The sequence below is a fragment of the Zemynaea arenosa genome (genome assembly GCF_004614185.1).
Classification (GTDB): domain Bacteria; phylum Pseudomonadota; class Gammaproteobacteria; order Burkholderiales; family Burkholderiaceae_D; genus Telluria; species Telluria arenosa.
Genome location: NZ_SPVF01000218.1, coordinates 39,822 through 55,214, shown reverse-complemented (window position 1 = coordinate 55,214; position 15,393 = coordinate 39,822). Strand labels below are relative to the sequence as shown.

The 15,393-nt window shown below is 64.7% G+C and carries 14 protein-coding genes; 7 read left to right on the top strand and 7 right to left on the bottom strand.

Features of this window, described 5'->3' with window-relative positions:
- The first annotated feature begins 299 nt into the window (after positions 1-299).
- Positions 300-536, top strand: coding sequence for a BrnA antitoxin family protein (locus E4L96_RS16935; RefSeq protein WP_135208389.1), 237 nt, complete (start codon positions 300-302; stop codon positions 534-536).
- 97 nt (positions 537-633) lie between these two features.
- Here E4L96_RS16935 and fmt read toward each other — a convergent pair whose 3' ends face one another.
- Together fmt and def are read right to left on the bottom strand one after the other, a co-directional pair.
- Positions 634-1,590, bottom strand: a complete 957-nt coding sequence (gene fmt / locus E4L96_RS16930) for a methionyl-tRNA formyltransferase (RefSeq protein ID WP_135208388.1) — start codon at positions 1,588-1,590, stop codon at positions 634-636.
- A gap of 45 nt (positions 1,591-1,635) precedes the next feature.
- Positions 1,636-2,175, bottom strand: coding sequence for a peptide deformylase (def, locus tag E4L96_RS16925; RefSeq protein ID WP_135208387.1), 540 nt, complete (start codon positions 2,173-2,175; stop codon positions 1,636-1,638).
- A gap of 149 nt (positions 2,176-2,324) precedes the next feature.
- Here def and E4L96_RS16920 point away from each other — a divergent pair, with 149 nt between their 5' ends.
- From E4L96_RS16920 to E4L96_RS16905, 4 genes are all read left to right on the top strand, one after another.
- Positions 2,325-3,437, top strand: coding sequence for a LysM peptidoglycan-binding domain-containing protein (locus E4L96_RS16920; protein WP_135208386.1), 1,113 nt, complete (start codon positions 2,325-2,327; stop codon positions 3,435-3,437).
- Between the two features lie 9 nt (positions 3,438-3,446).
- Complete coding sequence (gene dprA / locus E4L96_RS16915; protein ID WP_135208385.1) at positions 3,447-4,580, top strand: DNA-processing protein DprA; 1,134 nt, start codon at positions 3,447-3,449, stop codon at positions 4,578-4,580.
- 47 nt (positions 4,581-4,627) lie between these two features.
- On the top strand, positions 4,628-5,089 hold the full coding sequence (locus E4L96_RS16910) for a Smg family protein (protein ID WP_135208384.1): 462 nt from the start codon (positions 4,628-4,630) through the stop codon (positions 5,087-5,089).
- A gap of 165 nt (positions 5,090-5,254) precedes the next feature.
- Positions 5,255-7,900 (top strand): DNA topoisomerase III, encoded by a 2,646-nt coding sequence (locus tag E4L96_RS16905; protein WP_135208383.1) that lies wholly within the window; start codon positions 5,255-5,257, stop codon positions 7,898-7,900.
- 66 nt (positions 7,901-7,966) lie between these two features.
- On the opposite strand, the gene E4L96_RS16900 is transcribed toward E4L96_RS16905, so the two are convergent.
- The 3 genes from E4L96_RS16900 to E4L96_RS16890 all read right to left on the bottom strand — a co-directional run bounded on the left by E4L96_RS16900 (position 7,967) and on the right by E4L96_RS16890 (position 12,898).
- On the bottom strand, positions 7,967-8,236 hold the full coding sequence (locus E4L96_RS16900; RefSeq protein ID WP_135208382.1) for a hypothetical protein: 270 nt from the start codon (positions 8,234-8,236) through the stop codon (positions 7,967-7,969).
- A gap of 173 nt (positions 8,237-8,409) precedes the next feature.
- A complete protein-coding gene (locus tag E4L96_RS16895; RefSeq protein ID WP_135208381.1) occupies positions 8,410-11,982 on the bottom strand; it encodes an ABC transporter permease/M1 family aminopeptidase in 3,573 nt (1,190 codons plus the stop codon).
- 16 nt (positions 11,983-11,998) lie between these two features.
- Positions 11,999-12,898, bottom strand: a complete 900-nt coding sequence (locus tag E4L96_RS16890) for an ABC transporter ATP-binding protein (RefSeq protein WP_135208380.1) — start codon at positions 12,896-12,898, stop codon at positions 11,999-12,001.
- Positions 12,899-13,145: 247 nt separating this feature from the next.
- Here E4L96_RS16890 and E4L96_RS16885 point away from each other — a divergent pair, with 247 nt between their 5' ends.
- Entirely contained in the window at positions 13,146-13,607 is a 462-nt protein-coding gene (locus E4L96_RS16885) for a hypothetical protein (protein ID WP_135208379.1), read from the top strand.
- A gap of 10 nt (positions 13,608-13,617) precedes the next feature.
- A complete protein-coding gene (gene coq7 / locus E4L96_RS16880) occupies positions 13,618-14,259 on the top strand; it encodes a 2-polyprenyl-3-methyl-6-methoxy-1,4-benzoquinone monooxygenase (RefSeq protein WP_135208378.1) in 642 nt (213 codons plus the stop codon).
- On the opposite strand, the gene E4L96_RS16875 is transcribed toward coq7, so the two are convergent.
- Together E4L96_RS16875 and E4L96_RS16870 are read right to left on the bottom strand one after the other, a co-directional pair.
- Positions 14,256-14,678: an OsmC family protein gene (locus E4L96_RS16875; protein ID WP_135208377.1), complete on the bottom strand. Its 423-nt coding sequence runs from the start codon at positions 14,676-14,678 to the stop codon at positions 14,256-14,258. The two genes, coq7 and E4L96_RS16875, sit on opposite strands and share 4 nt — an antisense overlap.
- Before the next feature lie 40 nt (positions 14,679-14,718).
- Positions 14,719-15,393, bottom strand: coding sequence for a TMEM175 family protein (locus E4L96_RS16870; protein WP_135208376.1), 675 nt, complete (start codon positions 15,391-15,393; stop codon positions 14,719-14,721).

Sequence of the window (15,393 nt, the reverse complement as noted above, 5' to 3'; positions counted from 1 at the left end):
CTGGGGGGAAGAGGGAAATTATACCGTGCCCAAGGGCGAGCGGTTTCGGCCGGCCAATTCTGGCCGCGGAACCGGCTGGAACCGGTTTGGGCGGCCAGTTTGTATCGCAATGTATTTATCCATCCAGTTGATACATTACGTTACAAAAACCCGGCGTTTTGGCAATCACGTTGATACAAGGAAGGACGACAATACATCTTGTCGCCAGCCAACGACAGCATTTTGCAATGTTGGCACCACCTCGCTAACCCAACCAACGTTACGGGGAGGGGCGCAACGAAGCCTAGGGGAAATCCGAAATGAACAAAGATTTTGAAACAAGCTGGGACGCCCCAGTGACCGTCCGCCACGAAACCACCACTGCTCCCAGCAAATCGAGCGGCAATGCAGTCAAGCAGATCGTGACGATCCGCCTCGACGTGGACATGCTGGAGTGGTTCAAGTCCGAAGGGCCGGGTTACCAGACCCGCATCAACCAGGTGCTGCGCGAGCACATGGAGACCCGCAAGGCAGCCGCCGCGGCCGCCACCAACTAAGCCCACCGCTGACCAGCCACCTCGGCTGACGCGCGCGGACGCCTCAGCGTCACGCGCGCTTTCGCACGTCCATACGGTCCGTCAGCGGGCGGGCAGGTCAGTCGAAGATCTGCTCTTCGAGCGGGAAGCCCTTGAGGAATTCGAGGGCGGGGAGGCGCTTGCCGCCGGGCTTTTGCAGTTCGTGCAGGCGCAGCGTGCCTTTGCCGCAGGCAATGATGATGCCGTGGGTGGCATCAGCCGCGAGCACGGTGCCGGGCAGGCTGTCGCTGTCGGCGTCCAGCGCTTCGGCCTGCCAGATCTTGATCGGGACGTCGTTGACCAGGCCGTGGGCGCCGGGGAAGGGGTTGAAGGCGCGGATTTTGCGGCACAGCTCGACAGCGGAGAGGTCGAAATCGAGCGCCGCTTCTTCCTTGCTGATCTTGGCGGCGTAAGTCACGCCGGTGGCGGGCTGGGGCACAGCTTCCAGCCGGCCTTCCTCGATGCGGCGCAGGGCGCGCACGATCATGTCGCCGCCGAGCGCGGCCAGCTTGTCATGCAGGCTCGCCGTGGTATCGGCCGGTTCGATGGCGATCCGTTCGATCAGCAGCATCGGGCCGGTGTCCAGCCCTTCCTCCATCTCCATGATGGTGACGCCAGTCTGCTCGTCCCCGGCCTCGATGGCGCGGTGGATCGGCGCGGCGCCGCGCCAGCGCGGCAGCAGGGACCCGTGGATGTTGATGCAGGGCTTGATGTCGAGGGTGGAGCGCGGCAGGATCAGGCCGTAGGCGGCGACCACCATCACGTCATAGTCGGTCGCCAGCAGCCGCTCGTGGGCGGCACTGGCTTCGGCGGCGCGCTGCGGGTCCTTGGCGTCCATGCGCAGCGACAGCGGCTGCAGTACCTCGATCCCATGCTGCAGGGCCAGCTGCTTGACCGCCGACGCGTGCAACTGCATGCCGCGGCCGGCCGGACGGTCCGGCTGGGTCAGCACCAGGGGAATCTGGAAGCCGGCCGCGAGCAGCGCGTCGAGCGCGACAGCAGCAAACTCCGGCGTACCGGCGAACACAACTTTCATCGGGAACCCCCACGAGAGGCCGCGCGGTGAGCGGCCGAGGTAGCGTCAGCGGCCACCCGCGGCACGGCGCTGCGCACTCTTGTCCTGCGCGCGCTCTTCCTTGAGCAGCTTGTTCTTGATGCGGTTGCGCTTCAGGGGCGACAGGTATTCCACGAACACCTTGCCCATCAGGTGATCCATCTCGTGCTGGATGCACACGGCCAGCAGGCCGTCGCACTCGCGTTCGAACGGCTGGCCCTTCACGTCCTGGGCGCGCACCTTGACGCGCGCCGGGCGCTCGACACCGTCGTAGATGCCGGGCACCGACAGGCAGCCTTCGTCGTAGACCTGCTTCTCTTCGCTGGCCCAGACGATCTCGGGATTGACGAACACGGTCAAGTCATCCTTCGTTTCCGTGATGTCGATCACGATCACGCGCTCGTGCACGTCCACCTGGGTCGCGGCCAGGCCGATGCCGGGCGCCTCGTACATGGTCTCGGCCATGTCGGCGGCGAGCTGCTCCAGGCGGGCGTCAAAGGCCGTGACCGGCTTGGCCACCTTGTGCAGGCGGGGATCGGGATAGCGAAGGATATTCAGGAATGCCATGTGTTCAGAGGTAAAAGATGCCGTGAATCAACAAAAACGCAACAGTCCCAAGGACCGCCGAAGTGCGCTTTACCTTGCTCATTCAAGGATTTAGGGGCAGAATTTGATCCAGTATGGCAATCTTTTCTGCGGTCAGCGCGGACATCTCAATGAAAAATTTTAGCATACCCGCTGGCTGGCTGGCCGGCGCGCTGTTCGCGGCCGTAGCCGCCGCGAGCCCGGCACAAGCGGCCAGCTGCGAGTTCAAACCGAATGCTCCGGACCAGCACAAGGTCGTGCGCGGCGACACCCTGTGGGATATTTCCGGCACTTTCCTCGAACACCCGTGGTGCTGGCCGACCGTGTGGGGCATGAACAAGGACGAGATCCGCAACCCCCACTGGATCTACCCGGGCCAGATTATCTATTTCGACCGCGCCAACAAGCGCCTGTCGCTGACCCCGCCGGGCAGTGGCGCTGGTGCCGGGGCCGGCGGCCGCGCGGGCGATCCGCCGGTGGTCCGCCTGGCGCCGCAGATCCGCACTGAAGGCCTGGGCCGTGACGCCATCCCGTCCATCCGCGCCGACATGATCGAACCCTTCCTGGCCCAGCACCTGGTGGTGGGCGAGAACGAGATGAACAGCGCGCCGCGCGTGGTGGCGATGCCGGACAACCGCTACTTCGTCGGCTCCGGCGACAAGCTCTACGTGCGGGGCGACTTGAAAGGCGGGACGACCTTCCAGGTGTTCCGCCAGAAGGAACCGGTGATCGATCCGGTGGCCAAAAAGCTGGTGGCCTACGAGGCGTATTACCTGGGCACCGTCACCCTGAGCACGCCGGCCAAGAACGCCAGCGAAGCCAGCATCTTCACCGTCAGCAACGCCAAGGAAGAGATCGGTGTCGGCGACCTGCTGCTGCCGGCGCCGCCGTCGCCCATCATCAACTACGTGCCGCACCCGGCCGAGCTGCGCGGCGAGGCGCGCGTGGTGCAGATCCACGGCGGCATCAACTACGCTTCGCAGAACCAGATCGTACTTGTCAACCGGGGCACGATTGATGGACTCGACATCGGCTCCGTTTTGCATCTGTACCATGCTGCGAAGACCATGACCGATCCGACCCGCAAGGGCCTGCTGGGCTTCGGTGGCGAGAAGATGACGCTGCCGGAAGAACGCTACGGCACCTTGTTCGTCTTCCGTGTGTTCAAGAACGTCTCGTACGGCTTGATCATGGAAGTCAACCAGCCCGTCGAAATAGGGGACATGGCCAAATCACCTGAGTGAGGCCATGCCGTGCAGGACACGGACCCCAACATCGTTGACACTCCGGGCGCCGATCTGGCGCTCTGGCTGCGCCTGGCGGAAACGCCGGGCGTCGGCGCCCTCACGCTCCAGCGCCTGCTGGAACGCTTCGACACTCCTGAGCGCATCCTGTCCGCCAGCTATGCCGAGCTGCGGCCTGTCGTCACGCAGGAGCGGGCCGCGCGCGCACTGCTGGAGCCGCTACCGTCCGAGGCCGAGCGCGCGGTCGAGCAGGCACTGGCCTGGCATGGCCAGCCCGGCCAGCAGGTGCTCACGCTGGCCGACCCGGCCTATCCCGCCGTCCTCAAGCAGATTCCCGATCCGCCCGCCGTGCTGTATGCACGCGGCGACGCGGCCCGCCTGAACGCGCGCGATTGCCTGGCCATCGTCGGCAGCCGCAATGCCAGCGTGCAGGGCGTGCGCACCGCGCAGGCCTTCGCACAGGCGCTGAGCGAATGCGGGGTCACCATCGTGTCCGGCCTCGCGCTGGGCATCGATGCCGCCGCTCACGCGGGCGCCCTGCAAGGGCTCGGGTCCACCATCGCGGTGGTCGGGACCGGCGTGGACGTGGTCTACCCCGCGCGGAACCGGGGGCTGGCCCACCTGATCGCCGAGCAGGGCTGCATCGTCAGCGAGTTCCGCCTCGGCACGCGGGTGGACAGCAGCAACTTCCCGCGCCGCAACCGGATCATCAGCGGGATGTCGAAGGCGGTGCTGGTGGTGGAGGCCGCCGCGCAATCGGGCTCGCTGATCACCGCCCGCATGGCGGCCGACCAGGGACGGGATGTGCTCGCCATCCCCGGCTCGATCCACGCCGCCCTGTCCAAAGGCTGCCACCGCCTGATCAAGCAGGGCGCCAAACTGGTCGACTGCGCCGCCGATGTCCTGGAAGAACTGCACCGCCCCGGCGCTGTACCGAATGCGCCACAGATGTTCCAGCATGCTCAGACGCACAATCAATTGCTGGAGCTGCTAGACGGGGCGGCATCGAATGCCTACGACATCGCCCTGCATACCGGCCTGGACCCCGCTTTTGTGAACACCCAGTTATTGAGCTTGGAGCTGGAGGGGCTGATCGAGCGTTTACCGGGTGGAATCTTTAGAACGGTGCGTCTGGGCGCGTGACAGTGTGGGACTTGTATTCGCGCGAGCTATGCTGCTAGAGTAGAGCCATGTTCGATATTCTGGTTTATCTCTACGAGACGTACTACCGTCCGGACGCATGCCCCGAGCCGGCTGCCTTGGCACGCAAATTGTCCGCGGTCGGTTTCGACGACGTGGAGATTTCCGAGGCGCTCGTGTGGCTGACGGACCTGGCCGAAATGGCCGGCGCCAGCACCGCGGACGTCCTGTCCACCGGCACCCGCTTCTACGTCCAGCAGGAGTACGACGCGCTCGGCAACGACGCGGTCGGCTTCATCCAGTTCCTCGAAAGCGCGGGCGTGCTGTCCTCCAGCCAGCGCGAGATCGTAGTCGAACGTGCACTGGCGCTGGACGAATCGCCGGTCGGCCTCTCCAAGCTCAAGATCATCGTGCTGATGCTGCTCTGGTCCCAGGGCCGCGAGCCGGATGCGCTGATGTTCGACGACCTGTTCGGCGCGGACGACGAGCAGGCGCCCCGCCTGCTGCACTGACCGGTCTCTGCCTAATATATAGAGCGCGCCCTCCGAGGCGCGCTTTGTTTTTCCGGATTTCCCGAACCGCCATCCCAAACGGGGCCGACTTGCGGATTTCATCCCAACCCGCTTATCATTGGCCGCTCCCAAATCGAACGTTACACAAAGTACAACGGAAATTTTATGACCAAAGCCCTCATCATCGCGGAGAAGCCCTCGGTCGCGAACGACATCGCAAAGACCCTTGGCGGCTTCACCAAGTACGATGAGTACTTCGAGTCGGACGAGTACGTGCTCTCGTCCGCGATCGGCCACCTGCTGGAGATCGCGGTCCCGGAAGAGCACGACGTCAAGCGCGGCAAGTGGACCTTCACCCACCTGCCGATGATTCCGCCGTACTTTGCGCTGAACCCGATCGCCAAGACCGAGTCGCGCCTCAAGGTCCTCAATAAACTCATCAAGCGCAAGGACGTCACCTCCCTGATCAACGCCTGCGACGCGGGGCGCGAGGGGGAGCTGATCTTCCGCCTGATCGCGCAGAACGCGAACGTGAAGAAGCCGGTCAAGCGCCTATGGCTGCAGTCGATGACGCCGGCCGCGATCCGCGACGCCTTTGGCCACCTGCGCACCGACGAAGAGATGCTCCCGCTGGCCGACGCCGCGCGCTGCCGCTCCGAGGCCGATTGGCTGATCGGCATTAACGGCACCCGCGCCATGACCGCCTTCAATTCGAAAGAGGGTGGCTTCTACCTGACCACCGTGGGCCGCGTGCAGACGCCGACCCTGTCGATCGTGGTCGAGCGCGAAGAGAAGATCAAGAAGTTCGTCCCGCGCGACTACTGGGAAGTGCGGGCGGAATTCGTGTGCGCTGCCGGCGTGTACGAAGGCCGCTGGCTGGACGACAAATTCAAGAAGGACGAGACCGATCCCGAGAAGCGCGCCGAGCGCCTGTGGAGCAAGGCCGCCGCCGACACCATCGCCATGGCCTGCAAGGGCAAGCCGGGCAACGTCACCGAGGAATCGAAGCCGACCACCTCGATGTCGCCGGGCCTGTTCGACCTGACCACGCTGCAGCGCGAGGCCAATGGCCGCTTCGGCTTCTCGGCCAAGAACACGCTGGGCCTGGCCCAGGCGCTGTACGAGAAGCACAAGGTGCTGACTTACCCGCGTACCGATTCGCGCCACCTGCCGGAGGACTACATCAGCACCGTGATGCAGACCATGGAGGTGCTGAAGGAGAACGCGAACTACCACCAGTTCGCCAAGCAGATCCTCGACAAAGGCTGGGTCAAGCCGAACAAGCGTATCTTCGACAACGCCAAGATCTCGGACCACTTCGCGATCATCCCGACCGGCATCGTGCCGAAGAACCTGTCGGAGCCGGAGCAGAAGCTGTACGACCTGGTGACGCGCCGCTTCATGGCCGTGTTCTTCCCGGCCGCGGAATTCCAGGTCACCACGCGCTACACCGAAGTCTCGGGCCACAAGTTCAAGACCGAGGGCAAGGTGATGACCAACGCCGGCTGGATGGCCATCTACGGCAAGGACGCGGTCAGCGACGACAAGGACAACGCGGGCACTCTGGTGCCGGTACAGAAAGGCGAGAAGGTCTTGACCGAGAAGGTCAGCGCGAATGGCCTGGTCACCAAGCCGCCCGCGCGCTACACCGAAGCGACGCTGCTGTCGGCGATGGAAGGCGCGGGCAAGCTGGTGGAAGACGACGAGCTGCGCGACGCGATGGCGGGCAAGGGTCTGGGTACCCCGGCCACGCGCGCGGCCATCATCGAAGGCCTGCTGGGCGAGAAGTACCTGCTGCGCGAAGGCCGCGAGCTGATGCCGACCGCGAAAGCCTTCCAGCTGATGACGCTCTTGCGCGGCCTGGGCGTGGACGAACTCACCGCGCCGGAACTGACCGGCGAATGGGAATACAAGCTCTCGCAGATGGAACGCGGGAAGATCTCGCGCGAGGAATTCATGCGCGAGATCGCGCAGATGACGCAGATTATCGTCAAGCGCGCCAAGGAATATAACAACGACACCATCCCGGGCGACTACGCGACTTTGACGTCGCCGTGCCCGAACTGCGGTGGCGTGGTCAAGGAAAACTACCGTCGGTTCGCCTGCACCCGCTGCGAATTCTCGATGACCAAGGTGCCGGGTGGCCGCCAGTTCGAGATCGCCGAAGTGGAAGAACTGCTGACCAACCGCACCATCGGTCCGCTGCAGGGCTTCCGCTCCAAGATGGGCCGTCCATTCGCGGCCATCTTGCGCATCGTGAAGGACGAAGACGTCAAGAACTACAAGCTGGAATTCGACTTCGGCCAGAACGACGAAGAAGGCGAAGGCGGCGAGGGCGTGGACTTCACCGGCCAGACCCCGCTGGGCGCCTGCCCTAAGTGCCAGGCGGGCGTGTACGAAATGGGTCTGGCCTATGTGTGCGAACACAGTGTCGCCAAGCCCAAGACCTGCGACTTCCGCAGCGGCCGCATCATCCTGCAGCAGGAGATCCTGCCGGAGCAGATGGCCAAGCTGCTCAATGACGGCAAGACCGACTTGCTGCCGGGCTTCATCTCGCAGCGCACGCGCCGGCCGTTCAAGGCTTTCCTGGTGCGCGGCAAGGACGGCAAGATCAGCTTCGAGTTCGAGGAGCGCAAGGCCAAGCCGGCGGCCAAGGGCAAGGCGGCTGCCGCGGCGCCGGAGGAAGGTGCGGAAGGCGGCGATACCGCGGTAGCGGCCAAGCCGGCCGCCAAGGCCGCGGCGAAGAAGCCGGCCGCCAAGGCGGCAGCCAAGAAGCCTGCCGCGAAGAAGGCCGCCGCGAAGAAGGCCTGAGTTGGGGGCGTCGCGGCAGCGCGGCAGCGTGACCATGAAGGCCGGCCTGTGCGCCGGCCTTTTGTTTTAGTCCTCCTCCACGTCCTTCCAGCGCACGATGCTCTGGCTGCGTTCCAGCTTCCACAGCAGCTGCACCATCGACAGCGCGGACGGGCGCCGGTTTCTGGCCCCGGCCGAGATGATCCGCTCGATCACTGCGCGCGGGATGCCTCCCTTCACCATGTGTTCGATGGCATCCACGGGCCCCGTGATCGAGCGCAGCGCGAGCGCGTGCTGGACCAGCGCCTCGGCTTGCCTGTCGGTCCGGCGTTCACGGATCTTGATCTCGAAGTTCATGGCGCGTCTCCCGGTTAGGTTGGACAGAGCCGCGCGGGGGCGGCTCCGCCATTGTCGGGCGGACACTGCTGGGGTGTCTGTGGGGTGGGGCACGCAGTTCAGCGTTTCCTGCCTGCAATCCAAGACCGCTGAGCGAGCTCAGCGGTCCCGTCAGCGGTCCTGCGGCGATCCGGTCAGCGGACTTCCACGTCCACCATGTTGTCGCGCGGCTTGCGGTCGATGAGCTTGTTGTCGGGGTCGATGCCCGCCTTGGCCGGGCGCCCGCTGACGGTCAGCGTGACGGTGACGGCCTTGCGGTCCACCAGCCGCCGCTCGCGGGTGAGCGGATTGCCATCGCGGTCGTCCACGCCGAACTCGATGTAGTCCTTGAGCGGCATCTCCTTCTCGGCTCCAAGTTCGTCGGCGCGCAGCTTGCCCGCCACCGCGCTGATGGTGACGTCGTACTTGCCGTCCGCGCGCTTCTTGGCGACCGCCGTCTCGGCGCGGTTCTCGTACAGGACGATGTTCTCGAACAGGTCGTCGATCAGGTACTGCTTGTCCGCCGGCGTGGCCATGCGCAGTGCGTCCACCAGCGCCGACACGCTCGGATAGGGCGCAGCCTTGAAGGCGTGCTGCGCCAGCAGGTCGTGCAGCACCTTGTTGACGGTGTCCTCGCCGATCAGGTCCTGCAGCAGGTACATCGCCAGGCTGCCCTTGCGGTAGTGGATGTAGTCCTGGTTCTCATTCTGCGCCAGCGGCAGCTCCTTCTTGTTCTCCACCGCGCGGCCCATCAGGTACTTGTCCAGGTCATAGCGCAGGAAGCGGCGCATCTTGGCTCCGCCGTAGGTGCGCTTCATGACCATCAGCGCCGAGTATTCGGCCAGCGTTTCGGACAGCACCGTCGAGCCGCGCGTGTTCCCGCCCACGATCTGATGCGCCCACCACTGGTGCGCCACCTCGTGTGCCGTCACGTAGAACGGGAAGTCGATGCTCTTCGGGTCCTTGTCGTTGACGTCCGCGATGAAGCCGATCGCTTCCGAATAGGGGATCGTGTTCGGGAAGGACTGCGCGAAAGTCGCATAGCGCGGGAACTCCACGATCCGCACCACCTTGTGCTGGTAGGGGCTGAAGTTGGCCGTGTAGTACTCGAGCGAGGCCTTCACGCTGCGGATCATGCGGTCCACGTTGTAGTCGTGGGCCTTGTGGTAGTAGACGTCGATGGCCACGTCCTGCCAGCGGTCGTGGCGCACCTCGTAGCGCGCGGACTGGAAGGCGTAGAAGTTCAGGATCGGCTTGTCCATCTTGTAGTGGAAATAGCGCCGGCCCTTCTCGGTCCATTCCTGCTCCAGCGTGCCCGGCGCCACCGCGATCTGGTCGGCGCTGGTGCTCACCACCGCATCGAAACTCACCCAGTCCGCGTCGTTGCCGATGTAGTTGTCGGCCAGGCCTTTGGGATCGTCGCGTGGGAGCGAGCGCTCCTTGGGCGTCAAGCCATGGCGCTTGCGGTCGCGGTCATCCACCAGTTCCGCAGCCTGCTGGTACCCGATGTGCGGCATCACGAAGCTGTTGAAGAAGGTGCCATTCTCCACCACCGGCGTATCGAGCCCCAGGCCGAGGATGCCCTTGGGCTCGTAGCGCAGGGTGAAGTCGAGCTGCATGCGCGCGCCCGGCTGCAGGGGTTTGGACAGCGTGTAGGCATAGAAGCCGCGCTGGCGGTCCATGATCGCGCGCTGCACCGGCTGGCCGAAGGAGATGGCCTTGATGTCGGCATCCCGGTCCTGCGACAGGTAGATCTGCGTGACCGGCTGCGCGGTCTTGTTCTCCAGCTGATAGGTGCCGCGGATGCCCAGGGTGCGCTGCTGCGGATAGATGTCCGCCGCGATCTTCACATCCGTGATGCGCGGCTGTGCGGCAACCGCGTAGCGCTTGTACAGGCGCTCGTACTCGGCCCGCAGTTCGTCCTTGCGCCAGGCGGTCTGGTAGTCGCTCACGTGCAGGTTGTAGAAGATCAGGCCACCGACACCGAGGAACACCGCCAGCGCGGCGGCGAAGCTGGCCATCACGCCCGGGGTCAGGCTGTGGCGCGCCTCCTGGAGGCGGGCGCGGAAGCCTTCATTCAGCCCGCGCGGCCACAGCACCAGCGAGACCACCAGCAGCAGCGCCGCGGCACCCGCCCAGTACAACAGGAACCAGCGCTCGCGCACCAGGAAGTGGCCCCACTTGTTCATGTCCGAATAGGTGATCTCGGGGATGCTACCGTACAGGATCAGCGGATGGTCCAGGCCCAGCGAGCTGAAAGTGATGGTCGCCACGTAGTACAGGATCATCACGAAGTAGGCCATGTACTTGTTGTTGACGATGACCTGCAGCGTCACCGCCAGCACCGCCGTCAGCGCGTACTGCGGCAGCATGATGAGGAACAGGTCCTGCAGGTACAGTCCGAATTCGAAGTGGAACCAGCCCTTGAACAGCTGGATCAGCAGGCCGCACACCATCAGGATCGCCAGCATCACCGCCTGCAGGCCGACCAGCGCGAGGGTCTTGGACAGCAGCGGCAGCCAGCTCGGGATGGGGAGTGCGTCCAGCAGCTGCGCCAGGCGGGCCTCGCGTTCGCGCCACACCATCTCGCCCGCGTAGAACGTGGTGATGACCAGCATGAACAGCGAGAACGGGCCGCTGATCGCCTCCAGTACCTGGTAGGTCACCGGGTAGGTGTTCACGCCGTACAGGGAACCCATGTTGACCGACAGGGCCAGCACCGTCAGCGCCCCAGCCAGCGCGATCACCACGAAGTAGACGTTCTTGACCGCTTCGCGCAGATTGAGCCAGGTGGACTGCAGGAAGATCATGCCCAGGCTGCGCGCCGCGAAGTCCGGGCGGGTGTGGATGTTGAGGGCCGTGCGGGTCAGGTGGACCGGGAGATCCGATTCGTTGCCGACCGCGCGCCCGCGGGTATCGACGTTGCCCACGAAATGGAAGCGCCAGTAGCCCAGCATCAGGACCACGGCCGAGAAGCCCATCCAGATCGCGCGGTTCAGCAGGAACACGCCTTCGAACGGGATCATGCGTGCGTTCTTTTCGGCGATCGTCCAGTACTCCGTCATGCGGATCAGGGCCGTGGTGCCGAAGGGGTCGATCAATGCGGCCAGGGTCTTGTAATCCAGGTCGCGCGCCAGCGAGGGCGCCACGATGTACCCGACCAGCATGACGACGCTGGCCACGTACACCGGCAGCATGCGCCGCGTGAGCGCGGCCAGCACGAAGAAGATGGAACCGAAGATGAAGAGATTGGGCAGCAGCACGCGCAGGTAGGGCAGGGCGTACATGCCCAGGTCCATGCGGCCGACCCGCTCCGGGTCGATGCCCGGGATGAAGGCGCCCAGCCAGGAACCCAGCACGATGGAGGAGAACACCACGCACAGCACCAGCCACGCGCCCAGCAGGCGCCCGAACATGTAGGCGGACTTCGGGATCGGCGCACTGAAGAAGAAGTGGTGCATGTCGTACTCGAAGTCCTGCTGGACCGCGCGCCCCATCATGGCCGCCACCACGATCACACCGAGGCTGCCGAGGAAGGCCGCGGTCAGCTCGATCGAGCGCGGGGCGTTGATGAAGACTTTGCCGCCAAAGGTGACGATGGCGTCCTTGAACACGCCACCCGCCGCCGCCATCCACAGCATGGACAGCGCCAGGAACATCCCGAAGTAGACCCAGGTGGACAGGAGCTTGAACCGCTGCCGCGCCTCGAACCGTGCAATCTCGAACATGCGTGCGGTCCTTGCCTTAACAGACGGCGCCGGCGAGTGCCGAGGTATTGCGGCCGGTGATGGTGGCGAAGTAGACGTCTTCCAGGTCGCCGGCGATGTCCTCGAAGCCGTCGCCCGGGTCTTCGTCCGCGTACACGTGGATCAGGGTGCGGCCGGCCAGCAGGCGGGTCGAGATCACCGCATGGTTCTTCTGGAAGATCGGCAGTTCCTGCTTGGAGACGAAGCGCGCCCAGATCTTGCCGTCGATGTCGAACACCAGCTGCTGCGGCTCGCCGCACAGCAGGACCTTGCCCTTGTTGATGATGGCCATGTTGGAGCACAGGTCCGCCACGTCGCTCACGATGTGGGTGGACAGCAGCACCGTCTTCTCGGCCGAGATATCGGAAAGGAGGTTATGGAAGCGCACCCGTTCCATCGGGTCCAGGCCCGCGGTGGGTTCGTCCACGATGATCAGCTGCGGGTCGCCCAGCAGGGCCTGGGCGATGCCGAAGCGCTGCTTCATGCCGCCCGAGAAGCCACCGAGGCGCTGATGGCGCACTTCAAACAGGTTGGTTTGCTGGAGCAGGCCGTCCACCACCTCGCGGCGGCGGGCGCGGTGCGAGATGCCCTTCAGGACCGCGAAGTGGTCCAGTAGCTCGTAGGCGGTGACCTTGGGGTAGACGCCGAAGTCCTGCGGCAGGTAGCCGAGGATCTTACGCACCTCGTCCTTTTCATCGAGGACGTCGATGTCGCCTAAAAAGACGGACCCGGAATCGCATTCCTGCAAGGTGGCCAGAGTGCGCATCAGCGTGGACTTACCGGCACCGTTTGGGCCGAGCAAGCCGAACATCCCGGTGGGGATGGTCAGGGACACCTTGTCCAGCGCGACCACGCCGTTGGCGTAGGTCTTGGACAGGTTGCGGATGCGTAATTCCATTCTGGCTCCAGTCGGACTTCTTTGGATGGTGGCATTGTAGGGGACCGGGCGCAGGCACACTGTCCTTGTGCGATGCGCCGCCGATTCCGTGCCCCAGACTGCACAATCGCGGTCCCAGTCCGCGAGGATTCTGGTGCCGCTTGGCAAAACTGCAAGCGTAGCAGCGGGCCTCCCGCCATGCAAGGCGCGGCGGCCCGTGCGCACCCATCAGGGTGATAAAGCGTGATATTTGTTGGATAATGTCCCCATGGACGAGCGTATCAAGGCCAATGTACTGACGGTGACGCGGCTGGGCCGCACGGTGGATGAATCGCTGGGCTACTTCCGCGTGGCTCTCGGTCTGTATTACCTGAAGGGCCTCATGACCGAGGAGGCGCTCGACTTCAAGAAGCTCGATCGCGAATACAACCGCTTCATCTACCAGTCGGTCGGCAAGGGCCACAGCATCACCAGCGTGCTGCAGTTCATGAGCGGCGAGAAGGTGCTGCCGGTGCTGCAGGCGCCGCGCTTCCAGGAGGCCTTCCATGCGCACTGCCCGGAGGTGCCGGCGGAGACCATCCCCTTCCTGCTGTCCCTCAATCTTGGCGTGGCCAAGAACATCTCGGGGATTCCGGCCGAAGGTCCGCTGCACGACTGGATCGAGCGGCAGAAAGAGCAGAAAGAACAGAAGGACCAGAAGGGCGCGGCGCCCGCGGCCGGGGACTTATAATCCTTCCATCATGACGAATCGACACTTCAACCCCTTCGATACCCTGATCTGCAACATCGACAAAGCCGTGCGCGTGATCGCGGGCGTGCATACCGCGTCGCGTCCCAACCCGGCGGCGCATGCGGCCGATGCGGAATTGACCGACGACGAAAAGCGCCACGCGGCAGGCCTGATGCGCGTGAACCATGTGGGCGAGGTGTGTGCCCAGGCGCTGTACGACTCGCAGGGCCGCTTCGCGCGCTCGCCGGAGATCAAGCAGCAGCTGGAGCGCGCCAGCCGCGAAGAAGAAGACCATCTGGCCTGGACCGCGCAGCGCGTGGAAGAACTCGGGTCGCGCACCAGCTTATTGAATCCGCTGTGGTATGCAGGCGCTTATGCGATCGGCACGGCGGCGGCGCTGCTCGGCGATGCCAAAAGCTTGGGCTTTGTGTCCGAGACGGAGCGGCAGGTGGAGACCCACTTGAACGGGCATCTCGACAAGCTGCCGCCGCAGGACGACAAGTCGCGCGCCATCGTGCGGCAGATGCGGGATGACGAGATCGAGCACGGGCAGGCGGCACGCGACATGGGCGGGGTCGACCTGCCGTTTCCGGTGCGGCTGGCGATGCAGGCGGCGTCCAAGGTGATGACGACCACCGCCTACTACATTTAGGCTTCCACAATCTCGAAGGATGTGGTGATGGTGGCCGTCTTGGCCATCATGATGGTCGCCGAGCAGTACTTGTCGTGCGAGAGATGGATCGCGCGTTCGACAGCGGCGTGCTTCAGGTTCTTCCCCGTCACCACGAAGTGGAAGTTAATCCGCGTGAAGACCTTCGGATCGGTTTCCGCCCGTTCCGCCTGCAGCGTCACGTCGCAGCCGCGCACGTCCTCGCGGCCGCGCTTGAGGATCAGTACCACATCGTAGGCGGTGCAGCCGCCGGTCCCCACCAGCACCATCTCCATCGGGCGCGGCGCCAGGTTGTGGCCACCGCCCTCGGGCGCGCCGTCCATGGCCACCAGGTGGCCCGACCCGGTCTGGGCGCGAAAGCTCATCCCCGAAGGGCCGTTCCAGCTGACCTTGACTTCCATTGCAGTTCTCCGAACGTCGTATCGTAGTGAATCGATCGGACTATTGTACTGGCGCGGGCGCGGGCTCGCTGGCGGCGGCTCGATCCAGCCGGTCGTACTTGGCCTGCACCCGGTTGCCCAGCGGGCGCACGAAGAACAGCAGCGCGAACGCCATGTTGGCCATGCCCGGGTAGACCACATAGCTGATCAACACCGTCCCGAGGGCCACGGCCACCACCACGCCGCTGCGCACCTGCGCCGCGTAGTAGGCGCCACGCGAGACCGGGTGGGCGCACAGCTCCGGGTGGCGGTGCAGGTGGCGTGCGGTCAGCATGGTGGAGAGGGCCAGCCAGATCATCACGAATGCATACACCGACTGCGAGAACGGGCTCGCATGCTGGCTGTTGAGCGAAGTCGCGAACGGCATCAGCGTCGCCCCGGCCAGCATCAGGATGGTGATCCACACCAGTCCCAGGTCCGAATGGCGCGCGAGGGCCAGCAGGCGGTGGTTGCCGACCCAGAAAATCGCCAGCACGAAGAAGCTGATGATCCACGCGATGATGGTCGGGATCAGCGCAGCCACCGCATGCGGCACCTCGGTGCGCGCCAGTTCGCCGTGCTCGGGCAGGCGCAATTCGATCACCAGCAGCGTCATGGTGATGGCAAAGATGCCGTCCACCAGCGCTTCGATGCGGTGCTTGGAGAGCAGGGACGGGGTGTTGACTGGATCGGACAT